The 16,759-nt window shown below is 44.9% G+C and carries 14 protein-coding genes; 6 read left to right on the top strand and 8 right to left on the bottom strand.

Annotated elements, in window-relative coordinates; genetic code table 11:
* The first annotated feature begins 66 nt into the window (after positions 1-66).
* On the top strand, positions 67-1,047 hold the full coding sequence (locus tag ELR70_RS00535; RefSeq protein ID WP_054013301.1) for a hypothetical protein: 981 nt from the start codon (positions 67-69) through the stop codon (positions 1,045-1,047).
* 295 nt (positions 1,048-1,342) lie between these two features.
* Positions 1,343-1,804, top strand: a complete 462-nt coding sequence (locus ELR70_RS00530; protein WP_054013302.1) for a GyrI-like domain-containing protein — start codon at positions 1,343-1,345, stop codon at positions 1,802-1,804.
* Here ELR70_RS00530 and ELR70_RS00525 read toward each other — a convergent pair.
* On the bottom strand, positions 1,801-3,294 hold the full coding sequence (locus tag ELR70_RS00525; protein WP_054013303.1) for a DUF3612 domain-containing protein: 1,494 nt from the start codon (positions 3,292-3,294) through the stop codon (positions 1,801-1,803). The genes ELR70_RS00530 and ELR70_RS00525 overlap by 4 nt on opposite strands.
* Before the next feature lie 306 nt (positions 3,295-3,600).
* Between ELR70_RS00525 and ELR70_RS00520 the strand changes: the two genes are divergently transcribed.
* The 3 genes from ELR70_RS00520 to ELR70_RS00510 all read left to right on the top strand — a co-directional run bounded on the left by ELR70_RS00520 (position 3,601) and on the right by ELR70_RS00510 (position 6,959).
* Entirely contained in the window at positions 3,601-4,092 is a 492-nt protein-coding gene (locus ELR70_RS00520; protein WP_054013304.1) for a malate synthase, read from the top strand.
* 363 nt (positions 4,093-4,455) lie between these two features.
* Entirely contained in the window at positions 4,456-4,647 is a 192-nt protein-coding gene (locus tag ELR70_RS00515; protein WP_054013305.1) for a hypothetical protein, read from the top strand.
* Between the two features lie 137 nt (positions 4,648-4,784).
* The gene (locus tag ELR70_RS00510; protein ID WP_054013306.1) at positions 4,785-6,959 is read left to right on the top strand and encodes a cation:dicarboxylase symporter family transporter; all 2,175 of its coding nucleotides are present in this window, start codon (positions 4,785-4,787) and stop codon (positions 6,957-6,959) included.
* A gap of 29 nt (positions 6,960-6,988) precedes the next feature.
* Here ELR70_RS00510 and ELR70_RS00505 read toward each other — a convergent pair whose 3' ends face one another.
* Complete coding sequence (locus ELR70_RS00505) at positions 6,989-7,387, bottom strand: DUF1294 domain-containing protein (RefSeq protein WP_054013307.1); 399 nt, start codon at positions 7,385-7,387, stop codon at positions 6,989-6,991.
* Positions 7,388-7,446: 59 nt separating this feature from the next.
* Between ELR70_RS00505 and ELR70_RS00500 the strand changes: the two genes are divergently transcribed.
* On the top strand, positions 7,447-7,656 hold the full coding sequence (locus tag ELR70_RS00500; protein WP_054013308.1) for a hypothetical protein: 210 nt from the start codon (positions 7,447-7,449) through the stop codon (positions 7,654-7,656).
* A gap of 135 nt (positions 7,657-7,791) precedes the next feature.
* Here ELR70_RS00500 and ELR70_RS00495 read toward each other — a convergent pair whose 3' ends face one another.
* The 6 genes from ELR70_RS00495 to ELR70_RS00475 all read right to left on the bottom strand — a co-directional run bounded on the left by ELR70_RS00495 (position 7,792) and on the right by ELR70_RS00475 (position 16,758).
* Positions 7,792-9,963, bottom strand: a complete 2,172-nt coding sequence (locus ELR70_RS00495; protein ID WP_054013309.1) for an exonuclease domain-containing protein — start codon at positions 9,961-9,963, stop codon at positions 7,792-7,794.
* A gap of 77 nt (positions 9,964-10,040) precedes the next feature.
* Positions 10,041-10,688, bottom strand: coding sequence for a hypothetical protein (locus tag ELR70_RS00490; RefSeq protein WP_235577032.1), 648 nt, complete (start codon positions 10,686-10,688; stop codon positions 10,041-10,043).
* A 192-nt stretch (positions 10,689-10,880) separates the two neighbouring features.
* On the bottom strand, positions 10,881-13,259 hold the full coding sequence (locus tag ELR70_RS00485; RefSeq protein WP_241566307.1) for a PAS domain-containing hybrid sensor histidine kinase/response regulator: 2,379 nt from the start codon (positions 13,257-13,259) through the stop codon (positions 10,881-10,883).
* 38 nt (positions 13,260-13,297) lie between these two features.
* Positions 13,298-14,206 (bottom strand): hypothetical protein, encoded by a 909-nt coding sequence (locus ELR70_RS25140; protein ID WP_241566289.1) that lies wholly within the window; start codon positions 14,204-14,206, stop codon positions 13,298-13,300.
* Positions 14,203-15,417, bottom strand: coding sequence for an ABC transporter substrate-binding protein (locus tag ELR70_RS00480; RefSeq protein WP_054013310.1), 1,215 nt, complete (start codon positions 15,415-15,417; stop codon positions 14,203-14,205). Before ELR70_RS00480 ends, ELR70_RS25140 begins: the two co-directional genes overlap by 4 nt.
* A gap of 84 nt (positions 15,418-15,501) precedes the next feature.
* Entirely contained in the window at positions 15,502-16,758 is a 1,257-nt protein-coding gene (locus tag ELR70_RS00475; protein ID WP_054013311.1) for an adenylate/guanylate cyclase domain-containing protein, read from the bottom strand.
* Position 16,759: the final 1 nt, after the last annotated feature.

Genomic DNA, 16,759 nt, shown 5'->3' with positions numbered 1-16,759 from the left:
AATTGACCACAAAAACAACTGAAGCTACATTTTATTTTCATTAAAGCAACATGCAAGGTCACAGGAATGAAACTATTAAACTCACTCGCGAGGATCATCGCGCCTTTGTGCATTTCAGCATGCAGTGTCTCAGCGCATCAGCTAAGTGAAGAGCATGAAAATAAGGTTGAACTTGGCAGTTATCACGACATCATCGTCAACTGCCACAACGATCCGCAAGCACTCAGGCGCATGCTTGATTACCTGCATTCACTATCGCTTGAGATGACCGTTGAGTTTTCAGGACTCTGTGAAGGACCGCTCCTCATTGAGCGAGACGGACTCACACTCACAGGCAGTGCTCAGGAGCGCGCAACCATTTCACTGCACGGTTCAAATCAACAACAAACAGCCATTGTGGTGAGCTCAGCTGTATCATCACTTAGAAACTTCACGATTGATACGTCCGATAAGACCAAGGCACTGCGCATTGAAGCCAATTCCACTGTCACCATTGATGGCCTGAAAACAGCCTATATATTCAATCCAAAAGCACCGTTTTACCCCTTTGTAACTGATGACAATAGCACCCTGTTTGCTAAGAATCAGAACAGCTTTCAGCTCCAGGTCTCAGGTAGTTCGGCGGTGAATCTAATGGAAGGAAATCGCCAGGTTGCACTTAACGTCCTGGATACCTCAATGGCTCGGACGACCAGCAGTAATCAGTTTGATGATGTCGAAGTCTCAGGTAACGCGTATTTTCTGGGCGACAATAAGTCCAGTATTAAGCTACTAAAGATTTGGAGCAAAGCCGTCGCAGAAGTTGACAATCAAAGTACCGTCAGGGAAATAATGATGGGTGGTCAGACCCTGTTTGCAGCTTACAATCAGTCTTCTATTTCCGGTCCTTACTGGCTTTGGGGCAATGTGGTTTTTGAACTAAAAAACGCCTCTGCAAGTGGATGGCAATCTGTCGATAAGCCCAACTCTATTATTTCTGGTCTCAATGCCACAGTAAATGGCACATTTTATCCTGACTGGGACTGGCACGGACAGGATGGACAGTAACGCTCACACTGCTTGTTGATTGGGATTGTGGTGCGCTCATCTGGTACCACAATACGACTAAAGACATGGAGATTTTTCTTCCCGCTTGCTTGCCTAAAGTTCACACTGTGTTACCATTCGCTCGCTTTATAAATAGTCTAAGTGGCTATTTAATATACATATAAAATTGCAATCTCCACCTTCTATTGAAACGCTAAAATGTCACGCTCAATGTTGTGACTATGCCAGCAGACACGGACAGATATTCGGAGTAACAGCAATTTTCGCGATCTACGACGAGTAATCAGGGAATCTAATGGAAGTAAAAACATTCACGTCACGTCAGTTTGTGGGGATCAGTACCCGCACCAATAATCATCATGAGCAAACAGAAGCAGATGGTAAAATTGCCCAATTATGGCAGACGTTCTACCATGATTACGCTTCGCTGTTGGAAGACAACGCGACGCTCTACGGCATTTACTCACATTATGAGTCAGACCAACATGGTGACTACAATATCACAGTGGCCAGCGATACCTCTGGGCTTTTAGAGCAAGTCGATAATGACAGCGCACTGCAGATTTACAGTTTTTCTGGTGGTCGCTATTTAAGCTTCGCAGCACAAGGCGAAATGCCTCAAACAGCGATCCGACTTTGGGAGCTGGTCTGGCGTTACTTCGAACAAAGTGACTGTCCGTATCAACGTGCCTTTGGCCAGGACATAGAGATTTATCACCAGAGCAACGAAGTAGAAATCGCTATCTCTATTGTCTAGTCATAACACCCAGGTTGTCGGGGGCAGGCCTTGCCGCGTGTACAAATCACGCGTACGTCATTGGCTATGCCCCGCTCTATCCAGTTGATATTCAGAATCTTAGCGACACTTTGCAGCTGCTTTTTCAAATGCCACGGCACCACACTCGCACCACCTTGTTTAATACACAGTGCCTGTAATTCCTGCACTACCTCATTGGCATCTAATCCCTGCGCTGCTATCGCCGGATTTAAATCAATACCGGCACATAGCACATGTGGATTCTCCGCCACATCGTTGACTTTGATAGATTCACAGCAATATAGCCTGGGCTGATTGTTAACATTAAGCACCGAGAGTTGCGCACTGGCTTGCATTGCTTGTTGCTGAAATTTCCTGAACACAGCCCAATGTTGACACGGATCCGCAACACTGCGCATATTACCCCAGGGTAAGGGAATACCATTGCCGCGATAGACGGCCTTGAGCTTGCCTGGTAAGTAAGCATCAAAGTAGTGCCAGTGGGGATAAGGCGATGCAACCGTCATTCTGCGCATAGCAACTGAGGGCGAAATTCCTAACGCCTGGTGAATATGTGTTTCGTATCCATAGGAGTCCAGAAGCTGTCGATAAGCGACTTTGGGGCACAGTAAAGCCCCCGCAAAAAAGCTGGATTCAAAATCATGCCAGGCAGATAAAATGTCCTGCGCATTGGGCGCAGACTCATCTGAGTTCGTTCCGCCACTAACCCCACCAGAGCCCAGTACGCATTGAAGCCCCTCTCTGTTGTGCAAAACCGCGTGACCAAGGTGTACTGCCAAATCATATTTTAGCCTGGGCTGATTGTGCTGCAGCATACGATTGATGTGTACCTCATTTGGCGGTGCAAAGTATGAGGTGATCACACGTTGAAACATATGACCACTCTCATCTATCACTTCTCTAGGCGCTTCATCAAACCAGTGCACAACCAGGCCGTGAGCTTTTAGCATAGATAAAAGGGTTTCAACGTTTAAATAGAGGTCTTTGCCGCCAACCTCCTCGGCCGCACGCTCTAAATCGGGAAAATGATTCTGATGGTGTTCCTGATGGGCACGGATCAACAGGTGAGCGAATTGACGTCCACTGATCCCCGTTTGGGATAACATTTCAGGAATGGCAATCTGTAAGATCTCGTTGTCAAAAAGAAAATTTGGTTCCAGTGCCATACCACTGATCCCGCCATGGCGACCTTTTTGCGGTGTAATCTCATTTACTTCAGGCTCGTTATCTAGAAACCAGTCAACCGGCTTCTGAAACACCTCCGCAAGATTTTCTAGCATTTCACTGCTTGGAGTACGCTTTCCCCGCTCAATCATTGATAAATACGACACTGAAGGCGCTGAATGCGGGTCAACCCGGATACATCGGGTAGACAGATCTTCGAGTGTTAAATGATTTCGCTTGCGTAAATTGCGAATTTTGGTGCCCAGAAAGTGTGACTTTCTCATGAGTTCTGAATTTTTTTTCACCGCTTCATTCCTGTTTACGTCTGTAAGGCGCTTTAGACTGCGCCTCACTACTATGCCATAACACATGGTCAGACCAGTTTTTGTAAAATTTACACTGTAAAATTCTTTTTGTGAAATTTACCGGCTTTTTTTCATACACTGAATTTGTCAACAGATGAACCTGCATGCCGAGAGGACAGTGCAGGATGTTAATCATAGTAGCGATATTTAAACGTGTGACGACAACAAGTGAGTTATAAACAATTTTGCTCTCACCTCACACAGAAAGCAGATATCGGGTAACAAAGGTAACTGGGGAAAACGCACATGAAAGCACAAATTCAGCATACAGCACTAGAAAACACCAGCACAGAATGCCAGAAGCTAATCGTCGCAAAGCAATACCTTGATCAGCACTGCCCTTTGGAGTTCGGATCGCATAAAGATGTGAGCTCGTATGTCGTTTATTACAACCACCTGATGGTGTTTTTCGCTGACGGACAGCACTGTGGTTTGAAAGACTGTAAGCAATTTGTGGCCTTATGTGGCCACCGCGAATCACCCAGTGCGATTTTATTGAAAAAGGCGGATGGCATGCATATTGAGCTAAGTTTTGATACCGCATGTGAGCCGGGTCGACACGATCTCGCTCATTTAAATGATGTGCAATATGAAACGCCCCTAAGTCCGGTTACTGGCGAGGGAGAACAGGGCAGCCGTATGTGGATGAGTTTTGTCTCTGGCGTGCAGCATGCACTTGTCACACAACAGGATCGTAAATGCTATCGTGCCAAAAATGGTGACGATTATAGCCTGTAACTATGTCTTTCAATGCTTTAAAAGTCGGTATGAAGCTTGTGCCCGTAATGATATAGGCACAAGCAAGCCAAAGGAAATGCATGAAACTTGCAGTGAAGACAGAATATGAACAACCTGACTTGACAGTACTTCTGCCGTTTTTAACGACTCCGCCAGAGATCAGAGCAATGTGAAAACACGCCAAACACCAGGCTCAAAACACACAGTTTAATTACCTTGAGCCACCAATACGCTTAGAAAAAACCAAGCAGAATTATCAACTTTTTTGTAATAATTAAAAACAAAGGTTGATAATTTATTTATTTCTAGTATCTTCTGTTTTGCCCACAATACGTTGGGTGAAAAAAATCAAAGGATCTAATTATGAAGCTTGTTATCAATAAAAAGAAAATGAAAAACCTGTCTATCAATGCCTCAACTTTGGTAAATGACGCGACTCCTCAGGTCGCTGGTGGCTTGCGTTACACAGCAATGGATTACTGTAACACCAGAGCATGTACTGACACTTGTACTCCAAGTGTAGGCGCAACATGTGGCACATCAGCAATGTGCTAATAGCGCTACCGGCCAAATTACGGTTAACGTAATTTGGCCACTTAATTCAAATACTTTCCCCTTCTTTACACTGCATTCAGATTAATTTCAGCTAACCTCAATATAATCTCGCTCTTTTTGTTTCGCACACGGGGATTATGAATCTAGTTATCGATTGGTTAAAACGCATCAATTGGATGCTGTGGGCACTGCTGTTAGGTATAGTATGTGGCCTGGTTTTTGGTGAACGGGTTGCATTTTTGAAGCCCCTTGGCGAAGGGTTTGTAAAGCTGATGCAGATCACCATTTTCCCCTATATTGTCGTCAGCCTGGTTGTGGGACTGGGGAAATTTAATCCGGATCAGGTTAAATCGATTTTAATTAAAGCAACCACAGTGATGATCAGCCTATGGCTCGTTGGGTTGGCTGCAATCTGGGCTTTTTCATTCACTTTACCCAGTCACGATGCTGGTACATTTTTCTCTCCTGCATTAGTTGCCAGTGCACCAGAGGTCGATTTTGTAAGTCAGTATATACCTGCTAACCCTTTTGCTTCGATGGCCGAAGGGAATGTACCTGCACTCGTTATTTTCTGTATTGCGCTGGGGCTTTCCTTGATTTCAAATGGTCAAAAGAATAACCTCCTTGATGTGCTGGAAGTCGTGGGTCAGGGTTTATCCTTGATCTCTAAGAAAATTATCAAGCTCTTCCCAATCGGGATCTTCGCCATGACTGCAAGTACCGCTGGTACCATTAGCATGGAAGAATTGAACAACCTACAAATTTACCTGGTATTGGTCACTTGCCTGGGCTTTTACCTGATGTTTGCACTGCTACCCATGCTGGTTGCAGCTTTTACCCCGGTGAAATATCGAGACCTCATTATGGTCATGCGCAATGCCTGGATCACAGCGTTCAGTACAGGTAATGTTTTTATCGTGTTACCTGTAATCACAGAGGGGATTAAAGCCCATCTGGCAAAAATTAAACGTAGTGATGAAGAATCAGACCATATTGCAGAAGTGTTGGTGCCCATTGCCTATACATTCCCAAGCCTTGGAAAACTCACAACGCTGATGTTTGTCACCTTTGCAGCCTGGCTCACGGGTAGTCCGGTTACGCTGGAACAGATGCCAAATGTAACGCTGTCGGCTATGCTGAGCTACTTTGCGAATGTGCACATTGCTATCCCCTATTTGCTCGACAGCCTTAAAGTCCCTGCAGACAGCTATCAGCTATATCTGTCTATGTCCGTGCTGACGGCCAAAATCGTCTCCCCAACGACTGTGATTTATATTTTTTCGTTTGTACTATTGAGTATTTTCTACACAAAACGCCAGCTGCACCTAAAGCGGATCCGCTCGCTCTACTACCTGACCTTACTCAGTGCCTTACTCCCGGCTTTTATGCTGTTGAGCTATTCAGCCAATAACCATTTGGCTCAAAGTACACAGGCAGCGGATGAAGTCATTGCCAATATGGTAGTATCCGATAAAGTCCCGGCGGAAGTACTCAACCATGTACCTAAAGCCTATCAAAGCGGCGAGCTCTCACTGACCAACATTGAAGTGATCAAAAAGCGGGATCTGCTCAGAGTCGGCTATCTGGTGGACAACGTGCCTTTTAGCTATTTTAACCAAAAAGGTGAGCTGGTGGGCTTTGATATCAGCCTGGCACACAAACTGGCTGCCGATCTGGACGTTAAAGTCGAGTTTATCCCGTTTAAAAAAGCACAACTGGCCGAGTACCTGAACAAAGGTTTTTTTGACATCGCTATGTCTGGATTAGAAATTAATATTGCAGACCTCAGCCAAGTCAGGTTCAGTGATCCAGTACTTGAGTTGCAATTGGCCTTAATAGCCAAAGACCATCGCCTGAAAGACTTTGCAACACGAGAACAGGTACTCAACTATCCTAGCTTACGCCTGGCACATGTCGAATATACGCCCTTAATGCAAGATCTGGCCAAGAAATATGAACATATTGATGTTTCAGCTTTATCGAGTCATAAAGCATTTTTTAACGCAGATGAGCGGTTTGATGCCATGGTCATTAGTGCTGAGGCTGGCTTTGCCTGGAGTATGTTCCACCCAGAGTTTGGTGTCGTCGTCCCAAAAGGTGCCGAACTTAAGTACCCAATTGGGTTTGCTGTGGCCAAGCGCAATCTCGATATATTGAGCTTTGTCGATGCCTGGTTAACAATTCAACACAGCCAGGGCCAAATAAGCAAAAGCTATGATTACTGGATCCTTGGCAAAGGGACACAAAACAAACAGCACCGCTGGTCTTTAATCGACGAACTTGATTACGATTTTAAGCTAAATCTCAAGTAGTCTTTGGCGTTAGGCTCCTGCCTGACGCCCTACATATACAGGCCAATCAGCAAACTTATCAACCCCGCAACCTGCAATAGGAAGAGCAACAAAAGCTTCATTAAGAAGGAGAGCTTTGCAGTCTTATGCTGCATAAGCTGCATGCAAAGCGGGGTTGAAATATGTAATGAGCAGGCTGATATCAGGAGTAGCTGCCGCTCGGAGATCCGCTCTCCCCCTCGCTTTGACAACTTTTTATCTCTTGCGTACACACCAAACACACATGCACTGGTTAGCAGCAAATAAACAGCTATGGACCAGCCAGGTATTGCGGCAGCAATCAGACTGGGAATGAGCACAAATGTCACTAGCACAATGGACAAGATCCACAGCACATCGAGTAAAGTCTTGAATAAATATTTTTTATAAAGGCCTTTGACTTTCGCCATTTATTTGTTACTTTCGGTACAGCCTGTTCAGGCTATTGTAAATCACAAAGGAAATGAAAATGAAATTTACACTAAATAAGAAAAAACTAAAAACCTTATCTTCAAACCAACAGTTAAATGCTAAGGCAACGCCTAATGTAGGCGGTGGCTATGAGCCTTCTTACCTTGATTGCGCACCTACTAATCGAAATGATTGTCAGACAGGTGTGATCTCATGTTACAACGGCCGTGATTGTGTTTTCACAAACCGCTGGTACAACTGTGACTAATCACGTTTAGTCTTTATCGCTCAGCTTCAGCTGAGCGATAAACAAAACACGCATATCGCTATTACAATGAATGCCCTCATCGTCTGTTGAACTCACTTCTCAAGCGTACTCACATAATCCCTGCTCATCGAGCCGTTATTTCTGGTTTTCCATTCTGACTTTATTGATCAGTATAAATAACTGAGCCGTTGCCTCGGCGTCGGCCATCGCTCTGTGGTGCTGAGTCAGTGTAATTCCCAGCTCTGCACAGACTTTGTTTAGGGCGTAAGATTTCAAACCTGGCAGCCATTTTCTACCCAGTTGCACGGTACATAACTTTGGTTTTTGAAAAACCTGTTCAATTCGGGCAAATTCAGCTTTGATAAACCCCATATCAAAGTTGACATTATGGGCAACAAAAATGGCATCTTGCATAAAATCTTCGACTTGCTGTGCAATTTCAGAAAAACGCGGGGCATCGGCAACCATTTCGTTGCTAATGCCGGTTAACTCAGTGATGTATTTTGGGATCCGCCGCGATGGGTTAATCAGGCTTTGCCAGCGTTTTACCTCTTTGCCATTAACAACCCTGACCATAGCTATTTCGGTAATACGATCAAACTCTTTCTTGCCTCCTGTGGTTTCGACATCAACGACAACATAGGCCTGTTGTGGTGCAATCTGCCAACATACCTGCTGAATATCAACCTTAAAGCCCGACTCAATAAGACGCCTTATTGTCACCAACTGATTGCGCCTGAGACTATCTCCTGGTGCTTTAATTTCAACAAGTGAAACCTCGCTGCCATGAATACATATCAGGTCAGGGTAACCATCTTTAAGCATTTTAAAGTCTTTACACATGGCGATCAGATGTGTTTTGAGTGCCGTAATCGAGATCAATCGGGCCACCCCCAATAAGAGGTCTAATGTGGATCTATGCCAGAAGACCAGCCGATTCGGTTTGCCGAAATGTGCGCTGGCCTGACGCAGCAACCAGTCGAATAAACTTTGATTATCTGTAATTTTCTCTAGGATCTGCTCTATCTGTTCGCTATGCACTTCATAAAACTGATTGTATTTTAAGCTTTTTGGGGTTAAGTCAAACTCATTACTGGGTGCACTGGATGTCGATTCGTATAACGCAGGCCAAAAAACCAAAACAAATAACATACGCCAGAACTGGTTTTCTCCATGATAAGCTTTGCTCCCCTGGCGGTGATACCAGGCAATAGCCCCCATTTCAGGATAACCAACATAGGCTTCGTCCAATGCGATAGCAGGGCCGCTTTGACGTAGTATGTCTGTCAATACAGAGGTACGCTTGGTGGTGAATTTCAGCGCTGAAAAATCCTCGGCAAATATCAATAGCTCTTCGTTTTGTGGACTGGTCAGTACCTCTTCTAGCTGAGCCAAACAAGCTTCGTGGTTACCTGTTGAGTACAAAATACGAATGTATTTTTCCTGTGCCTTCGGATGGTTACTGATCTTAAGCATCACCGTTGCAAGTTCAGGTTCATCCGCCTCCAACTGACAAGCCAGCTTATGCGTCAATTCATCCCGTCTGGCCTGAGCCATGAGCCCCTCGGCCGCTGGTACTTGCTCTTGATGGATCTGTTTAGCTAATAGCACTTTGTCGTCTAAACTTAGACTATTCAAGTGCTTGCTTTGACAAACATAAAAGTAGGCACTTTGCGCCTCCGTCAGCTCTGAAAAGTGTGCGTTACCCGCCGATACACCCTGACGTGTTTGCATCACCCCCAAATCGCGCAATGAAAACTGTTGCAAAGTACCGCCCAGTTTTCCAAAGAATAAAAACAACCAATATTCAAAGTCAGCTTTGACTGGCGCGAACAGGTGAGTACGAAATACCGAGGTTTCAGAAAGAGTCACGTTTGTACTCAGTGCGTAAACAAACTCAACCCATAGCGCTTTTTTAGCGGATTTGACCGGAGTATTAGAGGAGACTGTACCTGACGCTATCAATTCAGACGCTAAGCATTGCAACTGTTCCTTAGTGAGCTCTTCTAACAGAACATCAGCCCCCTTATCTTGCGCTGATTGAACCAACTCTTCATTTCGCAGCACATTCAGGGCGGCGTCTGTATCCTTGATTTCTGCGTAATTCAGCTGTGCTCTGGTCACATACGTACGCTTGCGGTTAATGATCCTCAGCAATAAACATAAGCACTCCTCATCCAGAGTTCCTAGTTTTGTAAACAGTTTCTGCTGCATTGGAGTCAGTAGATGAAAGCTGGTTTTTACAATAAACCGCTGCAGTTCATGAAAGTGAGTGAGATAATACTTCTCTGGTAACGCTTTTAACATACACACTCTACCCTGAATAATATCGGCGTGGTTCAATTACTCTGCTGAGCAAATGGCATTTCAAACCTGGGGAACTGCTATAAAAGCTCTTTAAAAACGACCTCAAACTGTTCTCCATTATTTAACCTTGCCAGAGCATTATACATATTCTTTGGGTTCATAGGTTTAACAGCCATGAGCGATGCCTGATAGTACTTTACGTTAGTATTTGGGAAGTCACTGAGGTAAAACACTGATTTAATCTGAGTGATATCCTCACTTGTCACCTCTATATTTTCTAATAAGAATGGTGCTCGATAGTCTACCCAGATCCCGGTACCTTCAATAAACCAGGCTGGTAGCTGAGTTAGTTCAACCATCAGACTTGTTCTGTGCCTGACTTCCGAATGAACGAGCTCATGAGCCACAACGTCTGTATTTAGTCCTTTCGGGCCGAGAAATATGCATTCTCTAAAGAAACCAGAAATCTGCATACCTGTTGGGTTGAATCCAAACTTTGCATATTTAGCTTCAGCAGTGGCAATAATTCTAGGATGAGATACGGGCGCTCCATAGATATCAGAGACTCTTCTTACAGCAGACTCTATAGCATTAGCTAGCTTATCTTGCTGTAAGTTATCAATACTTTTATCAACATATAGATTGGGCGACACTTCATAAAACTGAGCAACACCTATCAATTCACAGGCAATCGCGTCTTTCTTAAAGTATCCAAAGGAAAGCATGAAAAACGCAAGAAAAACAAAAGAGATTACCTAATAAATCTTCATCTAGCTCCCTACAGCTTATTACGCCAGTCCAACTCAGATATTATTATTTTCTGTTTGTCGCAGTTGCTTAGCTGTACAACTTAATCATCCAGGGTGATTAATGCAGCTTCGTTTACTCAATTTCAGCAATGGACTGGCTTTATTTTATTATTCTTCGACTAAGATAGGCTCATAGTTCAGATGCTTTTTCAGGCAGCTCAGCAACGCCTCAATGGATACTGGCTTGCTCAGGTAGTCATTCATTCCAGCTTCAAGACATTTTTTCTCATCGCCGACCATGGCATTGGCCGTAAGCGCCACTATGGTAATATCTGTATTTGACTTACCCGCCTGTCCTTTTCGAATGGCTTTGGTCGCATGGAAACCATCCATTTCTGGCATCTGACAATCCATCAGTACCAATGAATACGCTTCTGAGTGCTGATATTCTCTCAGGTTACGCAATGCCTCATTACCATCGCTTACGACATCAACATATTCAATGTCCAGCTTTTGTAACATGCTTACTGTTACTATCTGATTTACCTGGTTATCCTCAGCTAATAAGATACGCGGTTTTGGCAACCATTTCACCCTTGTCGTATCCTGATGTGGATCCTTCATACTCTTAAGGTAATGCGTCGTAACCAGCGGTTTGGCATTTGCCAACGCTTCACCGTCATCTGCTACCACTGAAAGAGCATTGAACAGATCTTCCGTCGTTGCGGGTTTGGGAAAATACCCAGAGAAGCCTAAATCCGCGAAATATGACGCATCGCCCTGGTGACCGATTGAGGTCATCATAATAAGCTTGATATCCTTGAAACGTTTGTCCTCTTTGATAGTTTTACCCAACTGTGCGCCATCCATGTTGGGCATCTGCATATCCAGCAACGCAATATCAAACATTTTTCGTTGTCCGTCGTGAAAGCGTTTCTCACACTCGGCTAGCGCAGCAATACCAGATGAGGACTCAAAGACCTGTGCTCCCCAGTGACGCAATTGTTGACCCAGTACAGTGCGATTGGTCTGATTGTCATCGACCACCAGCAACTCAAGCTTGGACATATCCAGATCGGGCAGTATTTGCTTTGATTGTTCGCTTTTTTCTAGCAAAACTCGAAACTTAAAGGTGCTTCCTTCTCCCTCGACACTCTCAACCCAAACATCGCCCCCCATGAGCTGGCAAAGCTTCCTGACAATAGCAAGACCAAGACCTGTACCGCCGTACTTGCGTGTTGTTGACGAGTCAACCTGGGAAAAAGAATCAAACAGAGCGGCACTTTTCGCTTTAGGTATGCCAATCCCCGTATCTGTAATGGCACATTCGAGGCACAGCTCATTATTATCCAGTTCACTCAGCTTGCCCTGAATGATAACTTCGCCCTGCTCTGTAAATTTAATTGCATTCCCTACCAAATTGGCGAGGATTTGTCTGATCCTGCCTGGATCACCTTTGGCCATACTTTGTTCAATATCCAGGGTATCCAGCACAAGCTCCAGGCCTTTACACTGAGCTTGTAAAGCTGCTGACTCCGCAAAATCTTCAAACATGCCCCGTAAGTCAAAGTCAAGCATCTCCAGCTCCAGCTTACCAGCATCTACTTTTGAAAAATCAAGTATGTCATTGATAAGGTTGAGGAGTGAGTTTGCGCTACTCATGGCTAACTTAACCCGGTGTGTTTGCTGCTCATCCAGTTCGTTGCTCAGCAATAAATTGAGCATACCCAAAACACCGTTCATAGGTGTACGGATTTCATGGCTCATTGATGCCAGGAACTCACTTTTGGCCCGGCTGGCTTGCTCAGCCTGGCTTTTAGCATCTGCCAGAGCTCTCTCCTGAGCTATGTCCTCAGAAATATCCTGAATAATTCCTACATAGGCAACCAACTCTTCCCTGTCATTACTCACAGGCGCGATATGCAGGTTATTCCAAAAAGGCTTACCTTGTTTCGTATAATTCAGGATCACGGTACGATGTGCTTTACGATTCTTTATCGCCTCAACCATACTGTCTACGGCTTCTTGTGCCGTTTCTTTTCCCTGCAGGAACTTGCAGTTAGTGCCCAATACTTCTTCGCCGTAACCCGTTATAGTTGTAAAGGCACTGTTTATAAAGGCCAGCGGTAACCCCTGCTCTTTTGCATCCGAAATGATGATGCCAACATCGCAAGACTCAATTGCATACGCCAGCAGATCATTGTGCTCCTTTGCCTGGCTTAATGCTTCCTGATACATTTTCTGATCCGTAATATCAGTCAAAGAGCCCGACATACGTATCGCCTTTCCTGATTCATTACGCAGCGCCAAGCCCTTTGCACGAAAGTAGCGATAATCGTTCTGTCGGGTACGCAAGCGAAACTCGACGTCAAACCCACCTTTACCATTCAAATGATCTTGTAATGCTGAAAAAGTCGCACTTTTGTCTTTTGGGTGTAAGTGGTGCTCAAGCACTTCAAAGCGGTCAGGAAACCCCTTGTGGTCGGTTGGACTATAGCCCAGTAATTCTCTATATCTTGGTGAATAGAAAACGTCGCCACTTTCGATATCCCAATCCCAGATACCATCGTGGCTCCCCTCTATGGCTAACTTAAATCGCTCTTCGCTTTTTTAATCATTTGCTCAGAGGTTTGTAAACGTTTAAATGGGTTTAGGAGCAGTTGGCGCCCAAAGAACAGCAGGAGCAAAAAAGACAATGACAGACCGATAAAAATGGCCTGGCCGAGTTCAACAATAAAGGCAAAGACGCTATCATCTATGGTTGACTGACTGATCATCAGGCTGACATGAATGTCTGTGCCTGGCATCTGCGTATTGTGCAGTACATCATACTCCGCATCAGTAGCTGCATTACTGTAATCGACCCATTGCCCTGACAATTCAACTGCCTGCGCCTGATTGCTCAAATCCAGTGCCAGCAGGTTTGCTAAATCGGTATCAAACTCTGCAACCAGCACCCCCTCAGTAAAGCCATTGTACTCAATGGGCACTGCGATAACGAAACTGAACAACTGAGCATCACGCTGTAACATCACCGCATGCGGTAATCGTCCATCTAATAGCTGTTCCAGCCAGTCACTTTCTTCACCGGCAACCAGTGACAACTGGCCACTGCGATATACCGGCTCGCCAAGCACATTATACAGAGACAGAGGCTCCTTTTTCCCAAGGATCCTGTACTCCCCCAGAAAATCAGACAAAGAGGCACGAGAAATATCCGAGCCCATAACCCCATTGGCCAGAACAGGGTATTGCGCCAAATCTTTGAGCAGTACCAGCCGGGTGCGTAAAAATTGCCCCAGATTACTGACCCCCAGGCGCGCTTCAGTCTGACGCACTTCCGTTTGTACCTGCCGAATGGCTGTATCGGCATGATTGCTAAGCATCACCAGACTCAAAGAAACGGACAGTATCAGGCTACACAGCAAAAATGCATAAAAGGCCTTATCAGAGCTCATTTTAAATAGTGAGTTCACCGCGTTATTATTATTCATTGATTTTCTAGCACCTTGATGCTGCCATCAGTGTTGTAGCTGGCCATACATATATCTTCCAAACCTAAAGCTTCATGTGCATCGGGATGCTCCTTAGTCCAGGGAGAAAAAGGCCGTTGATACTGCTTTATAAGACCCTGAATAGGCTTTTGTAAGTGCTCAAGCGCATCACGCAACGCAGCTCTGTCATGCTTCATATCTCCACGCAATGCAACCTGATCAAGTGCAGCAAGAAATACCCTGCCTAAGTCATAGCCATGAATAAAGCCCGCTGGTGACTGGATAAACTGGCCATTGACTACTTTTTCAGGATAGGCTGCCATTATTTTTGCCCAAACCTGAGCGGCAAACTCAGAATGGGGTCTTTGTTGAAATGAGAAACAGCTTTGCAGAAAATGTAAATCGATGCCGGAGCGCAATTGCTCCGCTACCTGAGCAAAAAAATTACCGCCTGTGATGCCCCAGTGGCTAATAATTGCCGGACGTTGTGCTTTAGGAGTCTGTGCAAGTGCTTTAACTAGTTCTTTTCCTTCCAAAGCATTACCAACAAAGAGTATGCAATCGTGGCCGCTGGCAGCAATCTCCCGAAGCATTATTTTGGTCGCATTCATTTTCATATTCCAGTTAAACCAAGTGACTGGTGGCTCAGACTTGCCGAGCGCTCTGGAGATGGTTTGATAGTTAGACTTTCCCCAGGGCGTGCGCTCAAGCAACATATGTGGAGAGCGACACTGCTTCTGCTTGGCAAACTCGACCATTCTCAGGCCCGCTTTAGTGTCGTCAATCGACAACCGAAATACCCAGTTATTTGCATCAGGGTAACGCGTGATCGGCCCACCTGCTGCCCAAGGCACCAGCAGAAGTATTCCCTGCTGATTTATAAACTCTCTGTGCTTTATATAAGGAGGAGAATGCAGTCCACCTAGCATTATTAAAGCACGGTCATCTTGTAAAAAGCGCCGCATGGCCAGTAAACTGCGATTACTATTTCCCCTATGATCCTTTTCGATAAACTGCAGTTTAAAGCCCTGAACTTCAAAGTTTCGTTCACTCAGGGCGCTTTTGAAGCCCATTTTCATCGCTTCTGCTGACGCACTATGACTACTGTAATCAGAGTCGTGATAAATACGCAGTACCTTGGATCCGGCTGTATTGGCCAGTACATTGAGACTGACAATGAAGAAAGACAAAACCAACAGGGTCTGTACCATAATTACATGCGTGTTAAGTAACTGATTATTTAAAGTTAGACTATTTCAAAAAGATTGCTTAGCGCAACACCCTGTTAATCTTTTTTAGTCGGGAAAATGATAAACCTCAATAGGCTGACTGCGACCACTCAGTTCAACCATAGCAACACGTTTAAGTTGTGTCAGTTTTGATTGCTGGACGCTTTGTTCACTGATCAATATTGGGTGTTTCAGTTCCTTTGTTTTGCTCTCTATGCGCGCAGCTACATTCACTGTGTCGCCTATGACGGTATAGTCCATACAACTGCTGCTACCCACATTGCCAGCAATTGCATCGCCACTATGAATGCCAATTCCAATCTTGATTTCCGGCAGGCCATCAGCGCTAAATTCCTTATTTAACTGATCCAGTGCCTGCAACATTTCACGCGCTGCTTCTATTGCATTTCGAGCATTATTTTCTTCTTTCTGAGGAGTACCAAATACAGCCATAATGGCGTCACCTATAAACTTATCTACCATACCCTGATGGGAAAAAATGACACTGCTCATACGAGAAAAATAGCGATTCAGTAATCGTGTTATCACTTCCGGATCATGCTGCTCACACATTCTGGTGAACCCCCGAATATCAGCCATCAGCACCGTGACATCCCGCTTTTCCCCTCCAGGCTCAATGTCCACCTCACCTCGTTCGACCGCTTTCACCAATTGCTCAGGCAAGTAACGCAGCAAGCGTTCGCGATGACGCAACTTGGTATAGGTTCCCGTAATATAACTCGACAATGACCAGGCCAGAAATCCGGAGCAAACGATAATAACTTGCTCATGGATCTCAATAGCACGTGCGGTGTGGCTGTGCTCCAGTACCAAAGTTCCAGTAACCAAGCAGCACAAAGTGGAAAAGTAGATGATTAGTTTGCCCTGGCGAAACGCACTCATAATATTAAAAAGCAGTAACACGCTCACCAGCATGAGCTCGAATTCGGTTTTATGAAGATCCTGTAAAAGGTGCTTTATCAAATCCAGCGATTCAATTTCGAAAGAAACTGCCAAAATAATCGCATAATCGAACAGAATAGAGACATACTTAAGCCAGGGTTTATAACGCTCTGACGTTGCCCAGTGCATTACCAACGCGCACCGCAGGGCGATAACCGCAAGTGTACCCAAGTCAACGGCTATCAGAGTGCTGTCCCACCCGATACTATACAAGCCGATAACCAGCTCTGTAATAAATAAAGCCATTAATCCATAAAAGCGGAGTTTGTTAACATGGAGTTCCATCTCCATTTCACGCCTTTGGTAACAATCGGTCAGTAACTTGTCAAAACTGCTATCAATGTCCTTTAACCATTTCATT

This window comes from Pseudoalteromonas sp. R3 (assembly GCF_004014715.1).
Lineage (GTDB): Bacteria > Pseudomonadota > Gammaproteobacteria > Enterobacterales > Alteromonadaceae > Pseudoalteromonas.
The sequence above is the reverse complement of the archived record's forward strand: the minus strand, read 5'-3'. Positions and strand labels throughout refer to the sequence as shown.

What these genes read in the sequence shown, in the direction of transcription:
- ELR70_RS00535 (WP_054013301.1), top strand. Translation starts at nt 67, where the DNA reads ATGAAACTATTAAACTCACTCGCGAGGATCATCGCGCCTTTGTGCATT.
- ELR70_RS00530 (WP_054013302.1), top strand. Translation starts at nt 1,343, where the DNA reads ATGGAAGTAAAAACATTCACGTCACGTCAGTTTGTGGGGATCAGTACC.
- ELR70_RS00520 (WP_054013304.1), top strand. Translation starts at nt 3,601, where the DNA reads ATGAAAGCACAAATTCAGCATACAGCACTAGAAAACACCAGCACAGAA.
- ELR70_RS00515 (WP_054013305.1), top strand. Translation starts at nt 4,456, where the DNA reads ATGAAGCTTGTTATCAATAAAAAGAAAATGAAAAACCTGTCTATCAAT.
- ELR70_RS00510 (WP_054013306.1), top strand. Translation starts at nt 4,785, where the DNA reads ATGAATCTAGTTATCGATTGGTTAAAACGCATCAATTGGATGCTGTGG.
- ELR70_RS00505 (WP_054013307.1), bottom strand. Translation starts at nt 7,387, where the DNA reads ATGGCGAAAGTCAAAGGCCTTTATAAAAAATATTTATTCAAGACTTTA.
- ELR70_RS00500 (WP_054013308.1), top strand. Translation starts at nt 7,447, where the DNA reads ATGAAATTTACACTAAATAAGAAAAAACTAAAAACCTTATCTTCAAAC.
- ELR70_RS00495 (WP_054013309.1), bottom strand. Translation starts at nt 9,963, where the DNA reads ATGTTAAAAGCGTTACCAGAGAAGTATTATCTCACTCACTTTCATGAA.
- ELR70_RS00490 (WP_235577032.1), bottom strand. Translation starts at nt 10,688, where the DNA reads ATGCTTTCCTTTGGATACTTTAAGAAAGACGCGATTGCCTGTGAATTG.
- ELR70_RS25140 (WP_241566289.1), bottom strand. Translation starts at nt 14,206, where the DNA reads ATGAATAATAATAACGCGGTGAACTCACTATTTAAAATGAGCTCTGAT.
- ELR70_RS00480 (WP_054013310.1), bottom strand. Translation starts at nt 15,417, where the DNA reads ATGGTACAGACCCTGTTGGTTTTGTCTTTCTTCATTGTCAGTCTCAAT.
- ELR70_RS00475 (WP_054013311.1), bottom strand. Translation starts at nt 16,758, where the DNA reads ATGAAATGGTTAAAGGACATTGATAGCAGTTTTGACAAGTTACTGACC.